At 66.1% G+C, this 21,215-nt stretch carries 15 protein-coding genes; 3 read left to right on the forward strand and 12 right to left on the reverse strand.

The features are described from left to right. Nucleotides 1–106 precede the first annotated feature (106 nt). Complete coding sequence (locus AC066S_RS13385; RefSeq protein ID WP_478269903.1) at nucleotides 107–1,576, forward strand: serine hydrolase domain-containing protein; 1,470 nt, start codon at nucleotides 107–109, stop codon at nucleotides 1,574–1,576. A 93-nt stretch (nucleotides 1,577–1,669) separates the two neighbouring features. Here AC066S_RS13385 and AC066S_RS13390 read toward each other — a convergent pair whose 3' ends face one another. After that, on the reverse strand, nucleotides 1,670–3,037 hold the full coding sequence (locus AC066S_RS13390) for an MmgE/PrpD family protein (protein WP_126257033.1): 1,368 nt from the start codon (nucleotides 3,035–3,037) through the stop codon (nucleotides 1,670–1,672). A gap of 117 nt (nucleotides 3,038–3,154) precedes the next feature. On the opposite strand from AC066S_RS13390, the gene AC066S_RS13395 reads away from it, so the two are divergent. Next, nucleotides 3,155–4,270 (forward strand): FUSC family protein, encoded by a 1,116-nt coding sequence (locus tag AC066S_RS13395; protein ID WP_478269904.1) that lies wholly within the window; start codon nucleotides 3,155–3,157, stop codon nucleotides 4,268–4,270. 307 nt (nucleotides 4,271–4,577) lie between these two features. Continuing rightward, nucleotides 4,578–5,072 (forward strand): RlpA-like double-psi beta-barrel domain-containing protein, encoded by a 495-nt coding sequence (locus AC066S_RS13400; RefSeq protein WP_205680476.1) that lies wholly within the window; start codon nucleotides 4,578–4,580, stop codon nucleotides 5,070–5,072. A 34-nt stretch (nucleotides 5,073–5,106) separates the two neighbouring features. On the opposite strand, the gene AC066S_RS13405 is transcribed toward AC066S_RS13400, so the two are convergent. From AC066S_RS13405 to rpsT, 11 genes are all read right to left on the reverse strand, one after another. Further along, on the reverse strand, nucleotides 5,107–5,595 hold the full coding sequence (locus AC066S_RS13405; RefSeq protein ID WP_126257036.1) for a DUF2867 domain-containing protein: 489 nt from the start codon (nucleotides 5,593–5,595) through the stop codon (nucleotides 5,107–5,109). Further along, nucleotides 5,592–6,986, reverse strand: a complete 1,395-nt coding sequence (locus AC066S_RS13410) for an MATE family efflux transporter (protein ID WP_478269905.1) — start codon at nucleotides 6,984–6,986, stop codon at nucleotides 5,592–5,594. Before AC066S_RS13410 ends, AC066S_RS13405 begins: the two co-directional genes overlap by 4 nt. A gap of 343 nt (nucleotides 6,987–7,329) precedes the next feature. Next, nucleotides 7,330–8,625 (reverse strand): UDP-N-acetylglucosamine 1-carboxyvinyltransferase, encoded by a 1,296-nt coding sequence (gene murA / locus AC066S_RS13415; protein WP_478269906.1) that lies wholly within the window; start codon nucleotides 8,623–8,625, stop codon nucleotides 7,330–7,332. A 245-nt stretch (nucleotides 8,626–8,870) separates the two neighbouring features. Continuing rightward, nucleotides 8,871–9,338, reverse strand: coding sequence for a hypothetical protein (locus tag AC066S_RS13420; RefSeq protein WP_478269907.1), 468 nt, complete (start codon nucleotides 9,336–9,338; stop codon nucleotides 8,871–8,873). A 274-nt stretch (nucleotides 9,339–9,612) separates the two neighbouring features. Continuing rightward, the gene (gene gyrB, locus AC066S_RS13425) at nucleotides 9,613–12,048 is read right to left on the reverse strand and encodes a DNA topoisomerase (ATP-hydrolyzing) subunit B (RefSeq protein WP_126257040.1); all 2,436 of its coding nucleotides are present in this window, start codon (nucleotides 12,046–12,048) and stop codon (nucleotides 9,613–9,615) included. A 350-nt stretch (nucleotides 12,049–12,398) separates the two neighbouring features. Beyond that, complete coding sequence (locus tag AC066S_RS13430; protein ID WP_478269908.1) at nucleotides 12,399–14,555, reverse strand: hypothetical protein; 2,157 nt, start codon at nucleotides 14,553–14,555, stop codon at nucleotides 12,399–12,401. Nucleotides 14,556–14,705: 150 nt separating this feature from the next. Further along, complete coding sequence (locus AC066S_RS13435) at nucleotides 14,706–15,449, reverse strand: hypothetical protein (protein ID WP_135169083.1); 744 nt, start codon at nucleotides 15,447–15,449, stop codon at nucleotides 14,706–14,708. Nucleotides 15,450–15,558: 109 nt separating this feature from the next. Beyond that, complete coding sequence (gene recF, locus AC066S_RS13440; RefSeq protein WP_135169082.1) at nucleotides 15,559–16,695, reverse strand: DNA replication/repair protein RecF; 1,137 nt, start codon at nucleotides 16,693–16,695, stop codon at nucleotides 15,559–15,561. A 124-nt stretch (nucleotides 16,696–16,819) separates the two neighbouring features. Further along, nucleotides 16,820–17,938, reverse strand: coding sequence for a DNA polymerase III subunit beta (gene dnaN / locus AC066S_RS13445; RefSeq protein WP_478269909.1), 1,119 nt, complete (start codon nucleotides 17,936–17,938; stop codon nucleotides 16,820–16,822). Nucleotides 17,939–18,206: 268 nt separating this feature from the next. Beyond that, entirely contained in the window at nucleotides 18,207–19,616 is a 1,410-nt protein-coding gene (gene dnaA, locus AC066S_RS13450) for a chromosomal replication initiator protein DnaA (RefSeq protein WP_126257045.1), read from the reverse strand. Nucleotides 19,617–20,901: 1,285 nt separating this feature from the next. Then, a complete protein-coding gene (rpsT, locus tag AC066S_RS13455; protein ID WP_027563963.1) occupies nucleotides 20,902–21,168 on the reverse strand; it encodes a 30S ribosomal protein S20 in 267 nt (88 codons plus the stop codon). Nucleotides 21,169–21,215: the final 47 nt, after the last annotated feature.

The following is a 21,215-nucleotide window of genomic DNA, read 5'->3' on the forward strand; positions in this document are numbered from 1 at the left end:
GCAAGCCGCGATAGAGTTTCCAGCAGGCCATTCTCCAAATCCGGCGAGCGTGCCTCAGCCGGCTCCGGCTTCCTCCCTGCATGCCCCCAAGCCGGAGAGAAAGCCTGTGACCCGCCGCCGCAAGATCGTCCTCCTCGCCACCACCATCGCCTGTGCCGGCCTCGCGCTCGGCGCCGCGCGGGCCCGCGATGTCCCGAAGGTCGCCACCGGCTTCGTCGCCGACATCCTCTGCGCGGAGACGTTCGTCTCCGGACTCGATCCGGAGCGCAACTTTGCCGAGACCAACGATGCCATGCCCGGGACCGGCCTGATCACCTGGGCGATGGACTACCGGGTCGACCGCGTCCGCAAGGATGTCACGGTGACGTTGTTCGGCATCGGCCGCAGCCACGCCGTCTATCGCGAGGGGCTCGGCTGCACGCTCGACCATGGCGCTGGGATTGCTCCCGTCGAGCCGCCCGCAACCGACAGGCAGCCCGCGCTGCTGCCCGAGATCGCCGGCCCAGCGATCGTGCCGCCGCAAAGTCCCGCGCTTGCCGCCGCGCTCGACCGCGCCTTCACCGAGCCCGTGCAGCCGCCTTACCGGCGCACCCGCGCTTTGGTCGTGATGAAGTCGGGCCGCGTCATCGCGGAGCGTTATGCGGACGGCATTGGACCGGAGACGCCGCTGCTCGGCTTCTCCATGACGAAATCGGTGATCTCAGCCCTGATCGGCGTGCTGGTGCGCCAGGGCAAGCTGAAGCTCGACGGGCCCGCGCCGGTCGCGGCCTGGAAAGATCCCGATGATCCGCGCCACGCCATCTCGGTCGATCAGCTGCTGCGCCACACCGCCGGCCTTGCGCTCGGCAGCTCGCTGCAAGCCTCGCTCGGCTCGGCCTTCGAGCCGGTCAACCGGATGAAGTTCGTGGAGTCCGACATGGCCGCCTATGCGGCGAGCATTCCGCTCGCCACCGCGCCAGGTACGGCGTGGAATTATCACGACGGCAACCTTCTCATCCTCTCGCATCTGATCCGCGATGCGGCCGGCGGCACAGCGGAAGGCGCGCTCCGCTTTGCGCGCCGCGAATTGTTCGCCCTGCTCGGCATGCGCCAAGTCACGCTCCAGCTCGATGGCTCGGGCACGATCGAAGGGTCGAGCGAGATGCTCGCATCCGCGCGCGACTGGGCGCGCTTCGGCCAGCTCTATCTCAATGACGGCGTCGCCGGCGGCAAACCTATCTTGCCGGAAGGCTGGGTGAATTATTCGGCGACGGCCACGCCAAATGCGTGGGTCGGCATCGGTGCCGGCTTCTGGACCAACCAGGGCGACAGCTTTGGTGCGAACTTCCGCGTCACCCACGGCTGGCCGCGCGATGCCTTCTTCGCCAAGGGCACGATCGGACAATACACCATCGTGATCCCGTCGGAGCAGCTGGTGATCGTGCGCATGGGACGCTCGCCGAATGGGCCGCCGGAAGCGGACGGCGTGTTCGATCTCGTGCGCGATGTGGTGGCGGCAACACGCCCCGTCCCTTCTCCCTCTCCCCGCTTGCGGGGAGAGGGTTGGGGTGAGGGGGAGTCTCCGCAAGGGAGGTGAGAGTTGGACTCGCGGAGAGTCCCCCTCACCCGGAATCCAAGCTGCGCTTGGATCCGGCCTCTCCCCGCAAGCGGGGAGAGGCGAAGAGATCCACTACCTCCCCAATTCCGTCGCCTGCGCGACGCGGTCGAACCGTTCCAGCGTCATGATCGCGTCCGCGAATTTCTCCGCGCGCGCGTTCAGCACGGGGCGCGCCAGCGTCAGGAACTTCTGCTGCATCGCCTGCGTATCCGGGAACGAGGTCGGCTCGCCCGAGGGATCCGCATAGAGCCGCTCGTGCACACCGTCGTCGGTGGTGATGCTGACGCGGGCGCCGAACGGATGGGTGCGGCCGATCTCGAGCCGGTCGTCCTGCACCACGTCGAACTTGTCGGCGAGGGCGTCGATCGCGGCATCGCCCAGGCGGTTGTAATCGTCCCAGCCGAACGAGCCTTGGTCGAGCGCAAGCGCGCCGGTGAAGAACATCGAGAACTGGCCGCCGACGATCGAGCGCGGATGCCGCTTGGTCGCGGCATCGCCGGTCAAGGTGATGCCGTTGCGATGCAGGCCGACCTCGACGCGCTTGACCTGGTCGGGCGTCAGATTGTGCTCGCGCCGCATCGCGATCAGCGCGTCGATCGCGGCATGCGTATAGCGGCAGCTCGGATAAGGTTTCACGCCGATCTTCATGGTCTCATAGGTCTTGCCGAGCTCGGCGACCGCCTTGTCCGGATGCGCGGCGTCGGTGTAGCCGGCGAGCAGGCCGTGCTTGCCCTCGACCGATTCCGTCGCGCCGACGAAATCGTTGCGCGCCAGCGTTGCGGCGATCACGCCGTTCATCGCGGCCGCGCCGACCTGGTAGCGCTTGTTCCAGGCGCCGTTGACCAGGAATTGCAGCGAGCCCGCGGCCTGGCTGCCGGAGACGCCGAAGGCGGAGACGAGCTGCTTCTCGCTGAGGCCGAACAGTTTTCCGGCCGCCGCGGCGGCGCCGTAGGTGCCGGCGGTCGCAGTCGGGTGGAAGCCGCGCGCATAATGCGAGGTCGGGTCGAGCGCGTTGCCGAGCCGGCAGCAGACTTCATAGCCCGCGACGATCGCGGTCAGCACGTCGCGGCCCGACGCGCCGACCATCTCGCCGACGGCGAAGGCGGCCGGGACCACCGGCGCGCTCGGATGCAGCGAGGAATCGGCGTGGGTGTCGTCGAAATCGAGGGAATGGCCGAGCGCGCCGTTGAGCAGGGCTGCGACCGCCGGCGTCCAGGTCTTGCTGTCGCCGAACACGGTGGATTCGCCCTTGGTGTCGAGCGCCAGCGCCTCCAGCATTTTCAGCATCGACGGGGTCGATTCCGCCTCGCGCCGTGCCCGGATCGCGCTGCCGAGGAAGTCCAGCGTCAGCACTTTGGCGCGATCCAGCACCTCCGCCGGAATATCCTGGTATTTCAGATTGAAGACATAGGCGGCGAGCGTTGCGGTTTCGTGAGCCATCGTGTTTCCTCGTTTTGGCGCGCAAGTTAGGCGGGCTGATTTGGCCTTTCAAGCGGCCTTGCGGCCGCGGGCATCAGCCATGCTTTTGCTTGGCGCAAGAGGATCGGGATATTCCGTATGACACGCGCGAGGCAGCTGCTCGACCGGATCAGGTCGCGGCGAACGCAACTGGGCTTGGCGATCCGGGTCACCGTCGCCGCGACCGCGGCCTATGCGCTCGCCACCGCGCTGCATCTGTTGCTGCCGCTCTGGGCGGTGCTGACCTCGCTGATCGTGACCCAGATGAGCGTCGGCCGCTCGCTGAAGGCGACGCGCGACTACATGCTCGGCACCATCGGCGGCGCGATCTATGGCGGCGCCATCGCGATCCTGATCCCCTATTCCAGCGAGGCGGGGCTGTTGGGGCTCCTGGTGCTCTCGGTCGCCCCGCTCGCCTTCATCGCCGCGATCAATCCGAGCCTCAGCGCGGCCACGGTGACGGCCGTGATCGTGCTGCTGGTCCCGACCATGCATCATTCCGATCCCTTGACCTCGGCGATCGACCGCGTCAGCGAGGTCGGGGTCGGCGCGGTCACGGGATTACTGGTGTCGTTCCTGGTGCTGCCCTCGCGCGCGGTGCGCCAGATCCGTGCCGCGGCGGCGCAATTGCTCGAGCTGATTGCGGACGCCCTCACCGAGCTGCTCGCGGGCCTCACCCGCGGCCGCGACAACGACGCGCTGCACCGGATCCAGGACGGCATCGGCACGGCGATGGTCAATCTGAATGCGATCGGCGCCGAAGCCGAGCGCGAGCGCGCCGCACGGCTGTCGAACGGGCCTGACACCGGCCCGCTGCTGCGCACCGTCCTGCGGCTGCGCCATGACGTCGTGATGATCGGCCGCGCCACCGTGGTGCCGCTGCCGGTCGAGGTGCAGATGCGGTTAGCTGCTCCGCTGACGGAGGTGTCGACCGCGATCGCCCGCTTCCTGCGTTCGGCAGCCAGCGCCTTGCGCGAAGGCGCCGGCGCGCCGCCGATCCATCCCGTCCACGTTGCGCTCCAGCACTATTCCGAAGCGGTTGCCGCCGTACGCCAGGACGGCCTGATCCGCGGCCACGCCAGCGACACCGCCGAACGCTTCTTCGCGCTCGGCTTCTCGCTGGAGCAGATGCATCAGAATCTCTGCGATCTCGACCGCGTCGTCGGCGAATGGTCGGAAATCGCAACCGACAAGTCGGTGCGTGTGGCGGAGTGAGTCGGCGTCATCGTAAACGCCGGTTTCGGCAGCGATGCATACGTCGCACAGTTCAGTCGTGATCGCTGCCTGCGTGCTCTGACGCGGCACGCGCAAGGTTCCATCGGGTCATGTTGCTGACGCAATCTCTGTCTTAATCGGCGAGAAGCTAAACACGACGTGAGGACCACTCCGGTTCACACAACGGTTCCGTACCCAGGGCTGGGTCGAATCCGCAAAACGATCGGCGCAAGTTGATGAACGCTGCTGCGTTCGCTTGACCACGTTTGCAGTTCTGGAACCGGCAATCTAAAAAATCACAGGACTTATGATGCTATTCCGCTCGAGCGCCGCAATTTGCGGCGCCCTGGTTGCGCTCGCAATTTCGGTTGCCATTGCTCGAAGTGAAACGCGTGGGGATCACTCAAGTGCCGTCGTCGATGCCGCCTCCGGCGATGCGATCATTGGCGCGGCGTCCACCTACAATCCGTTCAAGCCCGGCAAGGAGGAGGGCGGTCCGAAGACGGCCTCCGGCGAGCGTTATGATCCCTCTGGCTGGACGGCCGCCATCAAGACGAGTCTGCGCCGGAAATTTGGTGGGGTCGAATTTGGCGCGAGGCCGAAATATGCTCTCATCGAGGCCGTGGGCAAGAAGGTCATCGTCAAGATAAACGACGTGGGGCCGCTAAGACCTGGCCGCATCATCGACCTCAATGAGCGGACGATGCGCCATTTCGATCCGAGCATGGACCTCGGTGTCATTCCTGACGTGAAAGTCAGTCCGCTCGCAGGGGACAATTGGACTCCAGGGCCGGTGGGCTGAATACGGCGTGTTCGTCGATCTCGGCCCGCACAGTTCATCGGCCAGGCTCCACGATGCGTCCCATCATGTTGCGCACCACGAGCTTGTGGAAGGGCATGATCAGCGTGAGATAGGTGCGGCCGAGCAGGTTGTGGGTGCGCACCAGCGTCGTCGAGGTCACCTGACGGCTCGCGGCATCGCCTGAAACGTCGACCACGATGCGAAAGTCGAGGTGGGAATCGTCGAAGCCGGCAACCAGCTGCTCGGGCGTCTCGCTCAGCACCGGAAACAGGCCGATCATGCCGCCCGGCGCCGGCGCGCCCTGGCCGGATGTCTTTAGTCCGAACGGCCTCACCAGAATGTTGCGCAGGCGTAGCAGGGCGTCGATCCAGCGCGGCCCGTTCAGCACCATCCGGACGCAGGCCTCGCGGGCGTTCATCGCCGCAGTTCCGATCTCCACGCGAAATGCGTCGGCGAACTGCGCTCCGGTCAGCAGCTTGCCGGCATCGACATTGGGAGTGACTGCGCGGACCGTGCTGGTCATGCCATCAGTCTGCGCGCCAGCATGCGGAAGCGCAAGATCAGGAGGCCGGCATAGACGAAGGTGCCGACCGAGAACCCGACCCAGACGCCGGTCGCGCCCAGCTCCGTGTGGAATGCCAGCAGCCAACCGACGGGAAAGGCGACGCACCAATAGCCGATCACCGCGAACACCAGCGTCATCCTGGTGTCGTTGAGGCCGCGCAGCGCACCGCCCACGATGGTCTGGAGGCCGTCGGCGATGAAGAAGGTCGCGCCGACAACCAGCAGCGTCGCTGTCAGCTCGACGGTTGCTGCGCTCGCTCCGCTGCTGCCGAAGAACAGTCGGCCCAGTTCGTAGCGACCGAGGACGATCGCGACGGTCAGGGCCGAGACGAGAGCTGCTCCGAGCACGCCCGCGGCGAGTCCTGCGCGCCTCACCGCCGCCGGATCGTTGCGGCCGAAGGCATGGCCGACCCGCACCGTCGCCGCCATGCCGATGCCGAGCGGCACCATGAACAGCACGGCCGTGACCTGGAGCGCGATCTGGTGCGCGGCAATCGCGGTTGTCGAGATCAGTCCCATCAGCAGCGCCGCCGAGGAGAACAGGCCGTACTCCATCAGCAGTGAGAACGAGATCGGCGCGCCGATCGTAATCAGCTGGCGCATCAACGGCCAGTCGATCCGCCACAGACGGGCGAGCGGATGATAGTCCGCGAACGGCTTCCGCCATGCGGCAATCGCGAGCGCGGCGATGAAGGTACCGAGATTGACCAGCGTGGTCGCAAGCCCCGCACCGAACAGGCCGAGCTCCGGCAGGCCGAACAGGCCGTGGATCAGGACGTAGACGAGGACGGCATTGACCGGGATCGCCGCCACCGTGATCCACAGCGGCGGCTGCGGCCGGTTCACCGCGCTCATCATGCTGCGCAGCGCGATGAAACCGAGCGCCGGTGCGATGCCCCAGGCGAGGCCGTTCAGATATTGCTGCGCCAGCGCGGCCGAGTGCGGCATTTGACCGAGCGCGAGCAGGATCTGCTCGCCATAGAGCGGCGAGGCCATCATCGGCAGCGAGATCAGCAGCGCAACCCAGAGTCCGACGCGCAACGAGCGGCGGATCAGCCTGACGTCGCCGGCGCCGAACGCCTGCGCCGCCAGCGGCGACACCGCGGACGTCAGTCCGAGCCCGAAGGTGAAGCTGACGAAGTAGACCGTATGGGCCAGCGCCGCCGCGGCCACCGCATCCTCGCCGAGCCGCCCGATCATCGCCAGATCGGTCGTGATCATCGCGATCTGCCCGAGCTGCGTCAGCATCAGCGGCACGGCGAGGCGCAGCGTCTCGACGAATTCCTGCGCGAGATGGTTTGGCGGCACGCCGGCTTGCGGCTGCGCACGATGTTGCACGGTGTCGAGCATGACGGCTCAATAGCACGGCCGCGCGACGAAAACATGGCCTGCGTGTCCCGGACGCGCGAAGCGCGAGCCGGGACCCAGAAGCCACAGGCGCAGCTCTCGCAGGATGGGCCCCGGCTCGGCAGCGCATCGCTGAAGAAGCGCTGCGCTGCGTCCGGGGCACGAGATGGTGCGAGGTGCGACGTTCGCATCTTCTGCCTCGCCCCGCTTGCGGGGAGAGGGTCGGAGCGAGGAGAAGTCTCCGCGGGGGTGGTGAGAGTTGGACTCGCGGAGAGTCCCTCTCGCCCGGATCGCATCTGCGATGCAATCCGGCCTCTCCCTGCAAGCGGGGAGAATATAGAGAGCCTCAGCCCTTCCTTTCCGGCACGCGCGTGATCTTCGCGCCGAGCGCGTTCAGCCGTTCCTCGATGCGCTCGTAGCCGCGCTCGATCTGGTCGGCGTTGTTGATGGTGGAGGTGCCCTGGGCGCATACGGCCGCCAGCAGCATCGCCATGCCGGCGCGGATGTCGGGCGAGGTCATGGTTGCGCCGTGCAGGCGGCTGGGACCTGCGATGATCGCGCGGTGCGGGTCGCACAGCACGATGCGCGCGCCCATCGCGATCAGCTTGTCGACGAAGAACATCCTGGATTCGAACATCTTCTCGAACATCAGGATGACGCCCTCGCATTGCGTGGCGGTGACGATCGCGATCGACATCAGGTCGGCCGGGAAGGCCGGCCAGGGCTGGTCCTCCAGCTTCGGCACGTGGCCGCCGAAATCGTCCTGGATCTTCAATGTTTGATTGGACGGCACGATGAGATCGTCGCCCTCGACGCGGCAGACGATGCCGAGTCGCTCGAACCCCATGCGGATCGAGCGCAGATGCTCGACGCCGGCGCGCGTGATGCGTAAGGGAGAGCGCGTCACCGCGGCAAGCCCGATCAGCGAGCCGACCTCGATATGGTCGGGCTGGATCCGGTAGGTCGCCTCCCCCAGCGTCGCCGGCCCATGGACGATCATGGTGTTGGTGCCGATGCCCTCGATCCTGGCGCCGAGCGCGACCAGGAAGTTGGCGAGGTCCTGCACGTGCGGTTCGGAGGCCGCATTGCGCAAGTGCGTGACGCCGTTGGCGGCGACCGCCGCCACCAGCGCGTTCTCGGTGGCGGTGACGCTGGGCTCGTCCAGGAACACGTCGGCACCGGCGAGCCTGGGCGCGCGGAATTCGAGCCGGTCGGTTGCGGTGACTTTTGCTCCCAGCTGCTCCAGCGCCAGCACATGAGTGTCGAGCCGGCGGCGGCCGATCACGTCGCCGCCCGGCGGCGGCAGCATCACTTCGCCGCAGCGGGCGAGCAGGGGGCCGGCGAGCAGGATCGAGGCGCGGATGCGCACGCACAGCTCGGGGTCGAGATCGGCGGCGCGGATGCTCTTGGCGTGGATATGGAGCGTATTGCGGGCGGTCCATTCCGCGGACGCGCCGACCGAACGGATCAGCTCGACCAGCGTCTCGGTGTCGCGGATCCGCGGCACGTTCTCCAGCGTCACCGGATGCTCGGTGAGCAGGGCCGCGGCGATGATCGGCAGCGCTGAATTCTTGTTGCCGGACGGCTCGATCGAGCCCGAGAGCCGGTGACCGCCCTCGACGATGTACTGAATGGGCGCCACGTGGTTCTCGCTGTCCTGTTGGTGGGCGGGGCTGTTTCGGCGGAAACTACAGAGAATTGAGCGCGGGAGCAATTGTGCTGCGCGTGGTTCGGAGGCATTCGGATGCAACTGCAAGCCCTCATGGTGAGGAGCGCGGAACGCGCGTCTCGAACCATGAAGGCCCGTATGTCGCCCGCGGCCATCCTTCGAGACGCCCGCTGGCGCGGGCTCCTCATGAGGAGGTCGAAGCTTGTGACAAACGGCCGCTAGAACAGCCCGATGATATTCCCGATCACATAGAGGATCGCGATCAGGATCAGCGCCCCCATCATGAAGAAGGATATCTCGATCGCGATGGCGCCGGTGCCGAGTGTGGCGGCGACGGCGGCAAGGAGCCGCTCTTCCCGGAAGATCAGCGAGAGAACCGAGAGCAGGATGGCGAGTAGGCCGAGCGAGATTGCTGCGACCGAGGCGGTTTCACTCCAGCTTCGTCCAGCCGACTTTTCGACTTTCGGAGCCTGGTACTCCACGCCCTTCACCTTCGCGACGATGCGGTCCTTGATGCGATGGCCGGTGTCGACGATCACCTTGTCCGCCGGCGGCGGCGGAAAAACGATCGGCACCACCCAATGCGGCAGCACCGCCGCCATCAGCGCCAGCACGCCGACGATGCTGCCGATAATGCCGAGGCGGCGAGAGGGGGTAGCGGAACTGGACGTAGCAGTGGCGACCATGGCACGAGGCTTCCCGGCCGGAATCGGCCAACGGGTTCATGCCACTTCGTCGCGATGGCGCGTGGTGAGGTTCAGGGGCAGGCCAAGACGGAGATGCGCTCCCTCCCCCGCTTGCGGGGGAGGGTTGGGGAGAGGGTGTCTCCGCAATGGGACCAATCCCCAAGGGGAAGAAGCCCTCACCCGCCACGCCCTGCGAGCGTGTCGACCTCTCCCGCAAGCGGGAGAGGTGCAGCGAGTGCTCGGCCGAGAGATCGGAACCTAAAACCAGCCGGTCTCAAATATCGATCGTCGCGCTGAGCGAGTGTTCCTGGATGAAGTCGCGGCGGGGCTCGACCACGTCGCCCATCAGCTTGGTGAAGATGTCGTCGGCCTCGTCGACCTCCTTGACCTTCACCTGCAGCAGCGAGCGCACGTCGGTGTTGAGCGTCGTCTCCCAGAGCTGCTCCGGGTTCATCTCGCCGAGGCCTTTATAGCGCTGCAGCGTGATGCCCTTGCGGCCGGCGTCGGTGACCGCCTCGAACAGGTCGACCGGGCCGTAGACCATGTGCTCGACATCCCTGCGCCGCAGCTTGCCGGGGCGGGCATAAACGTCTTGAAGCTTCACCGTGTACTCGTCGAGCTTGCGTGCCTCGGCGGACCCCAGGAAGGCGTCGTCGATGATAGCGGCTTCCTTGACGCCGCGCACGGTGCGCTCGAACTGGAAGCCCTGGCCTTCCACGTATTGCCCGATCCAGCCGCGCTCGACCTCGTCGGCCTGGTTGTCCAGCCGGCCCGCGATGTATTGCGCCGCAGCTGCGGCCTTCTCGGGATCGCCGTAGATCGCCTTGTTCAGCACGCCGGTGATGGCGGCCTGCTCGATGACCTTGCGGCTATAGCGGCTGTGCAAATTGCGCAAAATGCTGCGGACCACGCGGGCGTCGTCGACCAGCGAGCGCAGGTCGCGGCCGGTGCGGTCGCCGCCGGCGCCGGGAATGAAGACGCAGTCGTCAAGGCCGGCGTCGATCAGATAGTCTTCCAGCGCCCGTTCGTCCTTCAGGTACTGCTCGGACTTGCCGCGCGAGACCTTATAGAGCGGCGGCTGGGCGATATAGAGATAGCCGCCGTCGATGATGTCCCGCATCTGCCGGTAGAAGAAGGTCAGCAGCAGCGTGCGGATGTGGGCGCCGTCGACGTCGGCATCCGTCATCACGATGATCTTGTGATAGCGCAGCTTCTCGATCGAGAACTCGTCGCTGATGCCGGTGCCGAGCGCGGTGATCAGCGTGCCGATCTGCTCGCTCGACAGCATCTTGTCGGGGCGGACGCGTTCGACGTTGAGGATCTTGCCGCGCAGCGGCAGCACCGCCTGGAATTCGCGGTTGCGGCCCTGCTTGGCGCTGCCGCCTGCCGAGTCGCCCTCGACGATGAAGAGTTCTGACTTGGCCGGATCCTTCTCCTGGCAGTCGGCGAGCTTGCCGGGCAGCGAGGAGACCGAGAGCGGGCTCTTGCGGGTCAGCTCGCGCGCCTTTCGCGCGGCTTCGCGGGCCGCGGCGGCCTGGATCACCTTGCCGACGATCACCTTGGCCTCGGAGGGGTGCTCCTCGAACCAGGCGGCAAGCGCCTCGTTGAGCACGTTCTCGACCACGGGACGCACTTCCGAGGACACCAGCTTGTCCTTGGTTTGCGATGAGAACTTCGGATCGGGCACCTTCACCGACAGAACGGCGGTGAGGCCTTCGCGGCAGTCGTCGCCGGTCAGCGCGATCTTCTCTTTCTTGGCGTTGGCCTCGGCATAGCCGTTGACCTGGCGCGTCAGTGCGCCGCGGAAGCCGGCGAGATGAGTACCGCCGTCACGCTGCGGGATGTTGTTGGTGAAGCACAGCACGTTCTCGTGGTAGCTGTCGTTCCACCACAAAGCGGCCTCGACGCCGATGCCGTTGGCTTCCGCGCGCACCATGATCGGCGCCGGCACGATCGGGCTCTTGTTACGGTCGAGATATTTGACGAATTCCTCGACGCCGCCGGAATAGTGCATCTCCTCGCGCTTCTCGACCGCATGGCGCATGTCGGAGAGGGCGATGTTGACGCCGGAATTGAGGAAGGCGAGTTCGCGCAGGCGGTGCTCCAGCGTCGCGAAATCATATTCGACGTTCTTGAACGTCTCGGTCGAGGCGTGGAACGTCACCTCGGTGCCGCGCTTGCCCGGCGCGTCGCCGACGACCTTGAGCGGCGCCACGGCGTCGCCATGGGCGAACTCGATGTAGTGCTCCTTGTTGTCGCGCCAGATGCGAAGCTCCAGCTTGCTCGACAGCGCGTTGACGACGGAGACGCCGACGCCGTGCAGGCCGCCGGAAACCTTATAGGAGTTCTGGTCGAACTTACCGCCGGCATGGAGCTGGGTCATGATGACCTCGGCCGCCGAGATGCCTTCGCCCTTGTGGATGTCGACCGGAATGCCGCGGCCGTCGTCGCGCACGGTGACGGAATTGTCGGCATTGAGGATCACGTCGACGCGCGTGGCGTGGCCTGCCAGCGCTTCGTCGATCGCGTTGTCGACGACCTCGTAGACCATGTGGTGCAGACCCGAGCCGTCGTCGGTGTCGCCGATATACATGCCCGGGCGCTTGCGGACGGCATCGAGACCCTTGAGCACGCGGATCGATTCCGCACCGTATTCGCTCGGATTGGAGGGCTCGTTTTCGGCAGCGGGCTGCCGAGCTGGTTCTGTCATGAGAGGCCTTCGAAATGTCGCCCGAATCAGCGGCGCAGAAGGCGCTGATTTGCAGGCTATTTGTGCCATGAAAGCGGGATTGCGCCTAGCGCAAAGTATGCTGCCGCAACCCTTTGAGCAGATAGGGTTTTTTGGCTGATTTTCAAGGCTTCTGAAGGCCGATTTAGGGCGCGGCAAAAAAGCGATTCGAGGGGGCGTTTTGGGACCCTGAAAGGCGTGGATTTTGCGGGGCGTGAGGTATTCCCAGGCGCCGGTCAGGGCATCGGATTCTGGCCAAGTTGGTGGAGCGACCTGCGTGGTGCACCCTCTCCCGCTTGCAAAAGGGAGTGGGTGCGAGCCGCCTTTGTCGCTCAATACATCTGCAGCGGCAGCACGTCGCCGCCTGGGCCCACCATGAGGCCCCAGATGTCGCCGGCGGCCACGGTGAGTGTGTCAGTGCGGGTGGGCTGTCCCTGCGTTCGCACCCCGTATTGGTACTTGCCCGGTGGCAGATCGAGCATCGGGCCTTTCGGCGCTTGCGGGCCGCCGGCACCGGCCGCGATCTTCACGGTCTGCTTGTTGATCGTCAGCGAGGCCTCGTTCGGGCCCATGTTACCGAGCATCACCCGGGCCTGTCCCGCCTTCGGCATGATGTCGGCCTTAACAGCGACACCTGCGTTCTTCTGCGCCAGATTGACCGTGGTCTCGCCCTTGGTGCGGCCAAGCTTGAGCACGGCCGGGCCTTGCGGCGAGGTGAAATCGATCTGCGCGTGGTCCGCGGACACGATCGCGCCGTCGGTCTTTTCCTGCCAGCCGAGCTTGGACAGCTCCGCACGGTAGAAGGCGAGGACGTCCTGGAGCGGCGCGGGAATGCTGGCTGTCAGCTCGCGGCGGAGCGGCGCCTCGCCGCCGGGTATCTTGGTGGTGGCAAGCGATTTCGACGAACGTTGCGTCGGCACGGGCAGCTGGGATTCGGTGTCGAGCTGAAGCGGCTCGGAGGATTTCTCCTGCACCTCCGGGATGGCCGCCGGCTTCGCCGTGGCCATCACCAGGCCCGTTCCGCTGGCGCTCACATTCACCTTCGGGCCCATCTGCATCACGGTCATCGAGATCGACTTGCCGCCCCTGGCGAATTCCATCACCGCCATGTTGGGCTGGTTGATCACGGAGGGCTGCTCCTTCCAGCCGGCGGGCTTGAGCGATGCGCGATAGAACGCGGTGAGCGCCTTCACGCTCGACGCCGAGGAAAATTCCAGCCGGCCGTCGCCGCCTTCGAATTTCACGCCCTCGGCGTTCTCGGGCAGTGGCACCGGCGTCGTGCTGTCGGCACGCGCAGCGAGCGGTGCGTCCGAGAGGGAGGCGGCCTGTGCCTTGCGCCGGGCTTCATCGGCGGCGATGAGCTGCTGAGCCGCCCCCAAGGCATCGCCGAGGAACCTCGCGTCCGCCTCCTTCTTGGCCTTGGCGCGGGCGGCAAGCGCGGAGTCCTTTACCTGCGCGGTCAGGCTGACCATGGTGAAATCATATTTGCGGCCAAGCCGCAGCACGCCGGTTTCCTCGGCGTTGGAGATCCTGATCGCGACGTCGTCGCCGGCGGCGAGCGGCGCGCTGCCATTTTCCTGCCAGCCGCGCGCGGCGAGCTCGCGATGATAGAAGGCGAGCACGGCGGGCAGCTCGGCCATCGCGGCGGCCGACATCTCGCGCTTGTTGGAGCTTTCGCTGCCGAGGCTCCTTGCCGATTTGGTCGGCTTGGGCCGCGGTAGCCCGGCCATGTCATCGTCGGCCTCGAGCTCTTGGGGCAGCGCGAACGGCGCCACCCTGATCTCGACATGGGTGCGGCCGTCGTTGCGGCGCGTCAGGGTCAGCATCACCGGCTTCTGGTAGAGGTGCGTCGCGACGCGATCGGGGTGGTCGTAGAACGCGCGCACGCCGTTCGGGATGACTTCGCCGAGATCGGCGTTCGGCCAGCGCGCCGCCGCCTCGGGCGTGAGCTTGCGCCAGCCGATCGCCGCCATTTCCCTGGTGAAGAACTCCGACGTCGCATCGAGCGCGCCGGGCGCGATGCAGCCGAGATAGGGCCGGGTCTCGTCGAACACGAGGTCCGTCGCGCCGTCCGGAAAGGGTACGTTCGCATAGATCCGGTTCGGCGTGTAGAACACCGCGGACTGATCAGGGCGCCCGCGCGCCTGTGTGAAGGAGACGCGCAGCCCCTGCCGCCCCTTCTTGAAGGTCAACGCGGCGCTCTTCTCGTCCAGCGGATACACATAGGGCACCCAGCCGTCGGCGCTGAGCAGCTTTTTGGTGGCGTCCGACGTGGCGGCAAGCGGGGTCGGCACGGTGTAGATGACACGATAGGTGTCGGGGCGCGACGTGTCCTCCACTGCGCCGTCCACCCGCGGCAGCGTATGGACGTCGACGAAGCCTTCGTCCGCGGCGCCTGCCGGACGCGAGGTGCTCGCCATCGCGAGAATGCCGCAGGCGAGCAGCAGCCATCTTGCCGGGACTTGCGCCCCAAGCGGGATCATCGGCATCGTCAAACTCCTGGATGTTGCGCGGGTCGTCGCCCTGCGCATGGGCAGGCTGCGGCGCCGCCGGCGCGCGGCCTCAGACCAGAAGTCGCGATGGGAACCGGAGAGGTTCAACGGACGGCCTGCGAAGCGGCGTCATCGGGCAGGCAGGGCTCAATACAGCTGGAGCGGTGGCCAGGCGTCTCCGTCGGGCCCGACCGTGAGCTCCCAGGCATCGCCGGCCACGATCTCGAGGGTCTTCGTGGTGGCTGAACGGTCCGGCACGCTCAGTTCGTAGGAATATCTGCCGGGCGCCAGATCGAGCGAGACCGCGTGGGTGCCGGCGGCGCGCTTGACGGTCTTCGCGTCGATCGTGAGCACGGCGTCCTTCCCGCTAATATTGCTGAACACCAGTTTCGCCTGGCCGGGCTCGGGCATGATGTTCGCCCGGCTCGCCGCCTCGGCGTTCTTCTGCACGAGGTGGATCGAAGTGCTGCTGTCCTTGCGGGCGAGCTCGAGTGCGGCGGGCCCGAGCGGGGAGGCGAAGGCGAGGCGGACGTGGCCGGCTGCGATCACTGCGCCATCGGGCTTTTCCTGCCAGCCGAGCTTTCCGAGCTCGGTGCGATAGAAAGCGAGGACGTCGCCGAGCTCCGCAGGCACTGTGGTTTCGAGCCTGGTGCGGAGCGGGCTTTCGATGCCGGGCATCACGGTGGTGTGGGTGCCGCGATAGAGGTAGCGGGTCGGCGCGGGCAGCTTGGCAGCGGGATCCGGCGTGAGCGCGGCCGTGAACAGCGGCGGCAGATTCGACACAAAGGCGCCGGCACTTGCCGCGAGCAGGCAGCTTGCGAACAGCGCAAGGCCGCACGCAAACAGCTGCCATCGTGCCGGAGCTTGCGCCCCATGCCTGATCGTCGTCATGCCATGCTCCAAGGATATCGCGCGTGTCCGAGATATTCGCGCGATGGCCGCGTCTTGCAGCCTCAAGCAGCTAGTCGCTGACCGAAACGAGCGGGTTCAACGCGGCGGCCTAGCCTCTGGCCGAGACTCGTCCGCTCTCGACGTCAAACACTTCGCCTCCGGCGCCGATCTCGGCGAAGGCCGCGGGGTCCGCGCCGGTCAGCCACACCTGCGCGCCGAGCTTCTTCAGCTCGTCGAACAGCGCGGCGCGCCTGCTAGGGTCGAGATGCGCCACGACCTCGTCGAGCAGGAGCAGCGGCACGATGCCGGTCATCTCGGCGACCAGGCTCGCATGCGCCAGCACGAGGCCGATCAGCAGCGCCTTCTGCTCGCCGGTCGAGGCGTCGCGCGCCGGCATGCTCTTCGGCGCATAGATCACCTGCAGGTCGGTGAGATGCGGGCCGTCGGTGGTGCGGCCGGCGATGGCATCGCGCGGGCGGTTGTCGCGCAGGATCTGGCGGTAGCGGTCCTCGACCGACGTCGCGGTCTCGCTCAGCAGCGCATTCTCCATCCAGCCGTCGAGCGCGATCTGCGCCGAGGGGAAGGCGGAGGCCTGCGCGCGCGCGTTGAGCATGCCGGTCAGTCTTGCTGCGGTCTGGCCGCGCGTGGCCGCGACCGCGACCGCAAGCTCGGCGGTCTCGCGTTCGATCGCGTCACACCAATGGTCGTCGTAATTGCGGGTTTCGAGCAGGCGGTTGCGCGAGCGCAAGGAGCGCTCCAGCGCGTTGATGCGGCTGGAATGCTCGCTGTCGATGGCGAGCACCAGACGGTCGAAGAAGCGCCGCCGCTCGGACGCCGCTCCCATGAACAGCCCGTCCATCGCCGGCGTCAGCCACACCATGCGGATGTGGTCGCCGAAGGCGGCCGCCGAACCCACCGGCTCGCGGTCGATGCGGCAGCGCCGGCTCACCGCGCTGTCGGGCCGCGGTGCATCGATGCCGGTGCCGAGCGTCGCCAGCCCCAGCGCGCCCTCGACCTGCGCCGATACCGCCCAGGAGCCGTCGCCCTGGTTGTCGGCGACGTCTTCCAGCGTGGCGCGCCGCAGGCCCCGCCCCGGCGACAGGAACGAGATCGCCTCGATGCAATTGGTCTTGCCCGCCCCGTTCGGCCCGACCAGCGCCACCAGGTCAGCCGCCGTTTCGAGCCCCGCCGCCCGATAATTGCGAAAATGCGTCAGCGTCAGGCGATGAATGCGGGAGGGGGTCATGAGATCCGATTTCCGTCATGCCCGGCCCTGTGCCGGGCATCCACGTTCTTGGCTCTGAAGACGTGGATGGCCGGGACGAGCCCGGCCATGACGATGTAGTGACAGGTATGGATGTCGGTAGGTCTCACACCCGCATCGGCATCAGCACGTACAGCGCGCTCTTGTCGTCGCGGTCCTGCACCAGGGTCGGCGAGCCGGGGTCGGCGAGACGGAGCGTTGCGACGTCGCCTTCGATCTGGGCGGCGATGTCGAGCAGGTAGCGGGAGTTGAAGCCGATATCGAGGGCGTCGGAGGCGTATTCGACCTCGAGTTCTTCGGTCGCGCTGCCGGAATCCGGATTGGTCACCGACAGCACCAGCTTGCCCGGCGACAGCGACAGCTTCACGGCGCGCCCGCGTTCGCTGGAGATGGTGGAGACGCGGTCGACCGCGTTCTCGAAATCCTTCTTGTCGACGATGAGCTCCTTGTCGTTGCCTTGCGGGATGACGCGGCCGTAATCGGGGAAGGTGCCGTCGATCAGTTTCGAGGTCAGCACGACGTTGCCGATCGTAAAGCGGATCTTTGCCTGCGACAGCTCGACCGTCATCTCGGCATCGCTATCCTCGATCAGGCGCTGCACCTCGCCGACGGTCTTGCGCGGCACGATCACGCCGGGCATGCCCTCGGCGCCCTTGGGCTGCACCAGGTCGAGCTGGGCGAGGCGGTGGCCGTCGGTGGCGACGCCGCGCAGGGTGGCGGCCTTGGCGGTGCCGGCGGCGTGCAGATAGATGCCGTTGAGGTAATAGCGCGTCTCTTCGGTGGAGATCGCGAACTGGGTGCGGTCGATCAGCCGCTTGATGTCCTTGGCGGCGAGCGAGAAGGAATGCGACATGTCGCCGGCGGCCAGATCCGGGAAGTCGTTCTCCGGCAGCGTCTGCAGGGTGAAGCGCGAGCGGCCGGCGCGGATCGCCAGCACGGCGCGGTCGCCATCGGCCTCCAGCACGATCTGCGAACCATCCGGCAGCTTGCGCACGATGTCGTAGAACATGTGCGCCGGCACGGTGGTGGAGCCCGCGGTGGCGGTTTCCGCAGGCAGCGTCTCCGTCACCTCGAGGTCGAGGTCGGTCGCCTTCAGCGACAGTTTGGCGTTCTCGGCCCGGACCAGCACGTTGCCGAGGATCGGAATCGTGTTGCGGCGCTCGACGACGCGGTGGACATGGCCCAGCGACTTCAGGAGTTGCGCGCGTTCGACCGTAACCTTCATTGCACTACTCGCCCGATCCCCAAGGAAACAACGTTAGAGAACGCCGGGCGGCGGGACGCGCGCCACGGCACCGAAGACCCCGAAAAGCCGGATCATCCAGCCGATATGACCAAAGCCGTCAGGGTCGCGCAAGGTGGCGCGGAAACCCATCCGATTCAAGGGATTGGGGGGGCAGTTCCGTACGATTCCCACGATTTACCGCCCAAACGAAAACCGCCGCCCGGGCGAGGCCAGGGCGGCGGCAGAATGGCAGGAGCGCCTTAGGCGTTTATTCCTGGAGCTGGCGCTTCAGCGACTCCACTTCCTCCGACAGCGCGGTGTCCTTGGAGACCAGGGCCTCGATCTTGCGCACCGCGTGCAGCACCGTGGTGTGATCGCGTCCGCCGAAGCGGCGGCCGATCTCGGGGAGCGAGCGCAGGGTCAGCGTCTTGGCGAGATACATCGCGACCTGGCGCGGGCGCACCACGTTGGCGGTGCGGCGCGAGGAGAGCAGGTCGGAGCGGCTGACATTATATTGCCGAGCCACCACGCGCTGGATGTCCTCGATCTTGATCCGCTTCGGCTCCTGCGGCCGCACCAGGTCACGCACCTCGTGCTCCGCCATCTCCAGCGTCACCGGCCGGTTGTTGAGTTTCGAGTGCGCGAGCAGACGGTTGATCGCGCCCTCGAGGTCGCGGCCGTTATGGGTGATGGTGCGCGCCAGATAGTGCAGCACCTCCTCAGGCACCTCGAACGTCGCATGATGGGTGCGGGCGGCTGCGACGCGCGACTTGAGGATGCCGTGGCGCAGCTCCTCGCCGAGCGAGCCCATCTCGACCACGAGGCCGCCGGCGAGCCGCGAGCGCACGCGATCGTCGAGGCTTTCGAGATCGGACGGCGGACGGTCGGCAGCGATCACGACCTGGCGGCCGGCGTCGATCAGCGCGTTCAGCGTGTGGCAGAATTCGGCCTGGGTCGACTTGCCCTGCAGGAACTGGAGGTCGTCGATCACGAGCACGTCGATGCCGCGCAGCGCCTCCTTGAAGGCCAGCGCCGTCTGCGTCTTCAGCGCGGCGACGAAGCCGTACATGAATTTTTCCGCGGTCAGGTACAGCACCTTGCGCTCGTTGCCGGAATTGCCGGCCCAGGTCACCGCCTGCAGCAGATGCGTCTTGCCGAGGCCAACGCCGGCATGGATGTAGAGCGGGTTGAACATCACGGGGTCGCCGCGGCGGCCTTCCGCGACCTGACGCGCAGCCGCATGCGCCAGCGTGTTGGAGCGGCCGACGACGAAGCTCGCGAAGGTCAGGCGCGGATCGAGCGGCGAGCCGCCGAGCGCGTCGTGGTTGGCCGAGACCGGCGCGGTTGCGGTCGAGCGCAGCTCCGGCGCGGGCGCGCGGCGCGTCTCGACCGGCGCCGGGGCTTCCTTCGGGTGCGTCACCGGGCGCACGGCCGAACGCACCGTGAGGTCGATGCGATGCACTTCCGGCATCTCGGCCTGCCAGCACGACAGCACGCGCTCGGCATAATGGGCCTGGATCCAGCTCTTCAGGAAGCGCGTCGGCACCGAGAGCCGCACGCTCTCGTCCTGCACGCCTTCCAGATCCATGCGTGCAAACCAGCTCGTGTAAACGTCCTCGCCAACGCTCGAGCGCAGCCGGCCCTTCACGCGTGACCAGCGATCCTGTTCCATTGTCATCGTCAGAAAACTTCTCTTGAGAGATTTAGTTGCGTGGTGAGCGCCATGCAGAATTCCTGCCGCCAGGGGGTCTGTCATGGTGCGACCTCAAGCGAGTCCATCGTCAGGCATGGCTCCGCCGTTCGGCGAGAACGCCGCGTCCGGTCAGCGATGTCAGAGATGGAGGGTTCGCGAGGTCAGCGCGTACTCGGCGCTCCGTCACACGCGGGAGGCTGGAGGTCGGACTGATCTAAACCGGCATCGTTCGAATAGGAGACCTGTTTCAATACCGCGTTGAGTCCGTAAGACATGATACCTCCCCGTCCTGCCGTGATTGCTCACGGCAAGGTCCTGCGTGTCCAAAAGACAGCCGCGGCGTACGATGTCGCGGATGCCTGCCCGTGTACTAATCGTCCGCTCGACTTCGCCACCTTGCGTATCGGGGTAACGTTGCGATGTCCCTCATATGCGCTTGGCACGAGGCGGGAAGATCCCGCTTGGAGACATTCAGACAAACAGCTACCATTCCCACATTGCTATGGGTTGTGAACCGATATCGCTTTTTGAAGCGTCGCCTACGTGCACACCGCCGCCGATTTGCACGCTCGCCCCGTTTCCTAAACCGCGCTGGTCTGAAGATCGTGGGCGCCGCTGACGACCTAAGGAATACACTAAGCGGAAAGACTCGCAACGAATTGATTCACACTTGAGCCGCCAAAAAAACTTGACGTCGGTTAACGTCGCACGCGACTTGTGCACAGGCTTCGGAGCAAGTTTTTGGATTCGTGCACAGAATCGAGAACGCCGCACCTCATGTGACAAATCTCCGCCACCGCCAAAATTTTTTAACAAAATCTTCATGCGCCCGACGCGCGGACGAATTTTCCAAATGCTTGCGGTCGCTATGTCGATAAGTGATTAGCGAGACATCGTTTTTTGAGTCTCGTTTCGCAGGGTAACTCCACCGCAGGATGCATCCCGGTGAATCTACGGTGTGCAGAACTCTGCGCGCGCCGATTCAACTTAGCCCCGCGGCACAGGGGTTTTTCAGCCCCGCGGCACAGGGGTTTTCGCAACGCGGTGAAGGTTGCGCTGTTGCAAGGCGTCGGCAGGTAGAACTACGGAACGAAGAATGGTGCAGGCCGAGCGCAACTTCCAATCGAGGGATCGATCGCGCGTGCCCGCTTCCGTGCATAGTGAAAGGCAACAAAAAAGCCCGGCGCGATGCCGGGCTGTTTGACGCGTGCGATGCGATCGTTCAGTCGACCGGTCGGCCCGCCGTGACTTGCAAGCTGACTTGGCGAGCTTACTTGGCGAGCTTGGCGATCTGCGCGGTGAGGCGCGAGACTTTGCGGCTGGCGTTGTTCTTGTGAATGATGTTGCGCTGCGCGGCACGCATCAAGGCCGGCTCGGCATTCGCCAGCGCCTTCACGGCCGCGGCGCGGTCGCCGGTCGCGATGGCTTCCTCGACGGTCCGCACGGCACCGCGCATCTGGGTGCGGCGCGACTTGTTGACGGCGGTGCGGCGGGCGATCTTGCGCGTCGCTTTCTTGGCGGAAGTGGTATTGGCCATGGTCTCAATATCCTTTGCGGGTACCGGTCGCGTCTTGGTCGGGTAGC

It is taken from the genome of Bradyrhizobium sp. CFUWI, from assembly GCF_056429085.1.

Excerpts from the sequence above, each read along its gene's own strand:
- AC066S_RS13395 (WP_478269904.1), top strand. The coding sequence starts at position 3,155 with ATGACACGCGCGAGGCAGCTGCTCGACCGGATCAGGTCGCGGCGAACG.
- AC066S_RS13420 (WP_478269907.1), bottom strand. The coding sequence starts at position 9,338 with ATGGTCGCCACTGCTACGTCCAGTTCCGCTACCCCCTCTCGCCGCCTC.
- recF (WP_135169082.1), bottom strand. The coding sequence starts at position 16,695 with ATGACCCCCTCCCGCATTCATCGCCTGACGCTGACGCATTTTCGCAAT.
- AC066S_RS13390 (WP_126257033.1), bottom strand. The coding sequence starts at position 3,037 with ATGGCTCACGAAACCGCAACGCTCGCCGCCTATGTCTTCAATCTGAAA.
- dnaN (WP_478269909.1), bottom strand. The coding sequence starts at position 17,938 with ATGAAGGTTACGGTCGAACGCGCGCAACTCCTGAAGTCGCTGGGCCAT.
- rpsT (WP_027563963.1), bottom strand. The coding sequence starts at position 21,168 with ATGGCCAATACCACTTCCGCCAAGAAAGCGACGCGCAAGATCGCCCGC.
- AC066S_RS13435 (WP_135169083.1), bottom strand. The coding sequence starts at position 15,449 with ATGACGACGATCAGGCATGGGGCGCAAGCTCCGGCACGATGGCAGCTG.
- AC066S_RS13400 (WP_205680476.1), top strand. The coding sequence starts at position 4,578 with ATGATGCTATTCCGCTCGAGCGCCGCAATTTGCGGCGCCCTGGTTGCG.
- AC066S_RS13405 (WP_126257036.1), bottom strand. The coding sequence starts at position 5,595 with ATGACCAGCACGGTCCGCGCAGTCACTCCCAATGTCGATGCCGGCAAG.
- AC066S_RS13410 (WP_478269905.1), bottom strand. The coding sequence starts at position 6,986 with ATGCTCGACACCGTGCAACATCGTGCGCAGCCGCAAGCCGGCGTGCCG.
- gyrB (WP_126257040.1), bottom strand. The coding sequence starts at position 12,048 with ATGACAGAACCAGCTCGGCAGCCCGCTGCCGAAAACGAGCCCTCCAAT.
- AC066S_RS13430 (WP_478269908.1), bottom strand. The coding sequence starts at position 14,555 with ATGCCGATGATCCCGCTTGGGGCGCAAGTCCCGGCAAGATGGCTGCTG.
- dnaA (WP_126257045.1), bottom strand. The coding sequence starts at position 19,616 with ATGACAATGGAACAGGATCGCTGGTCACGCGTGAAGGGCCGGCTGCGC.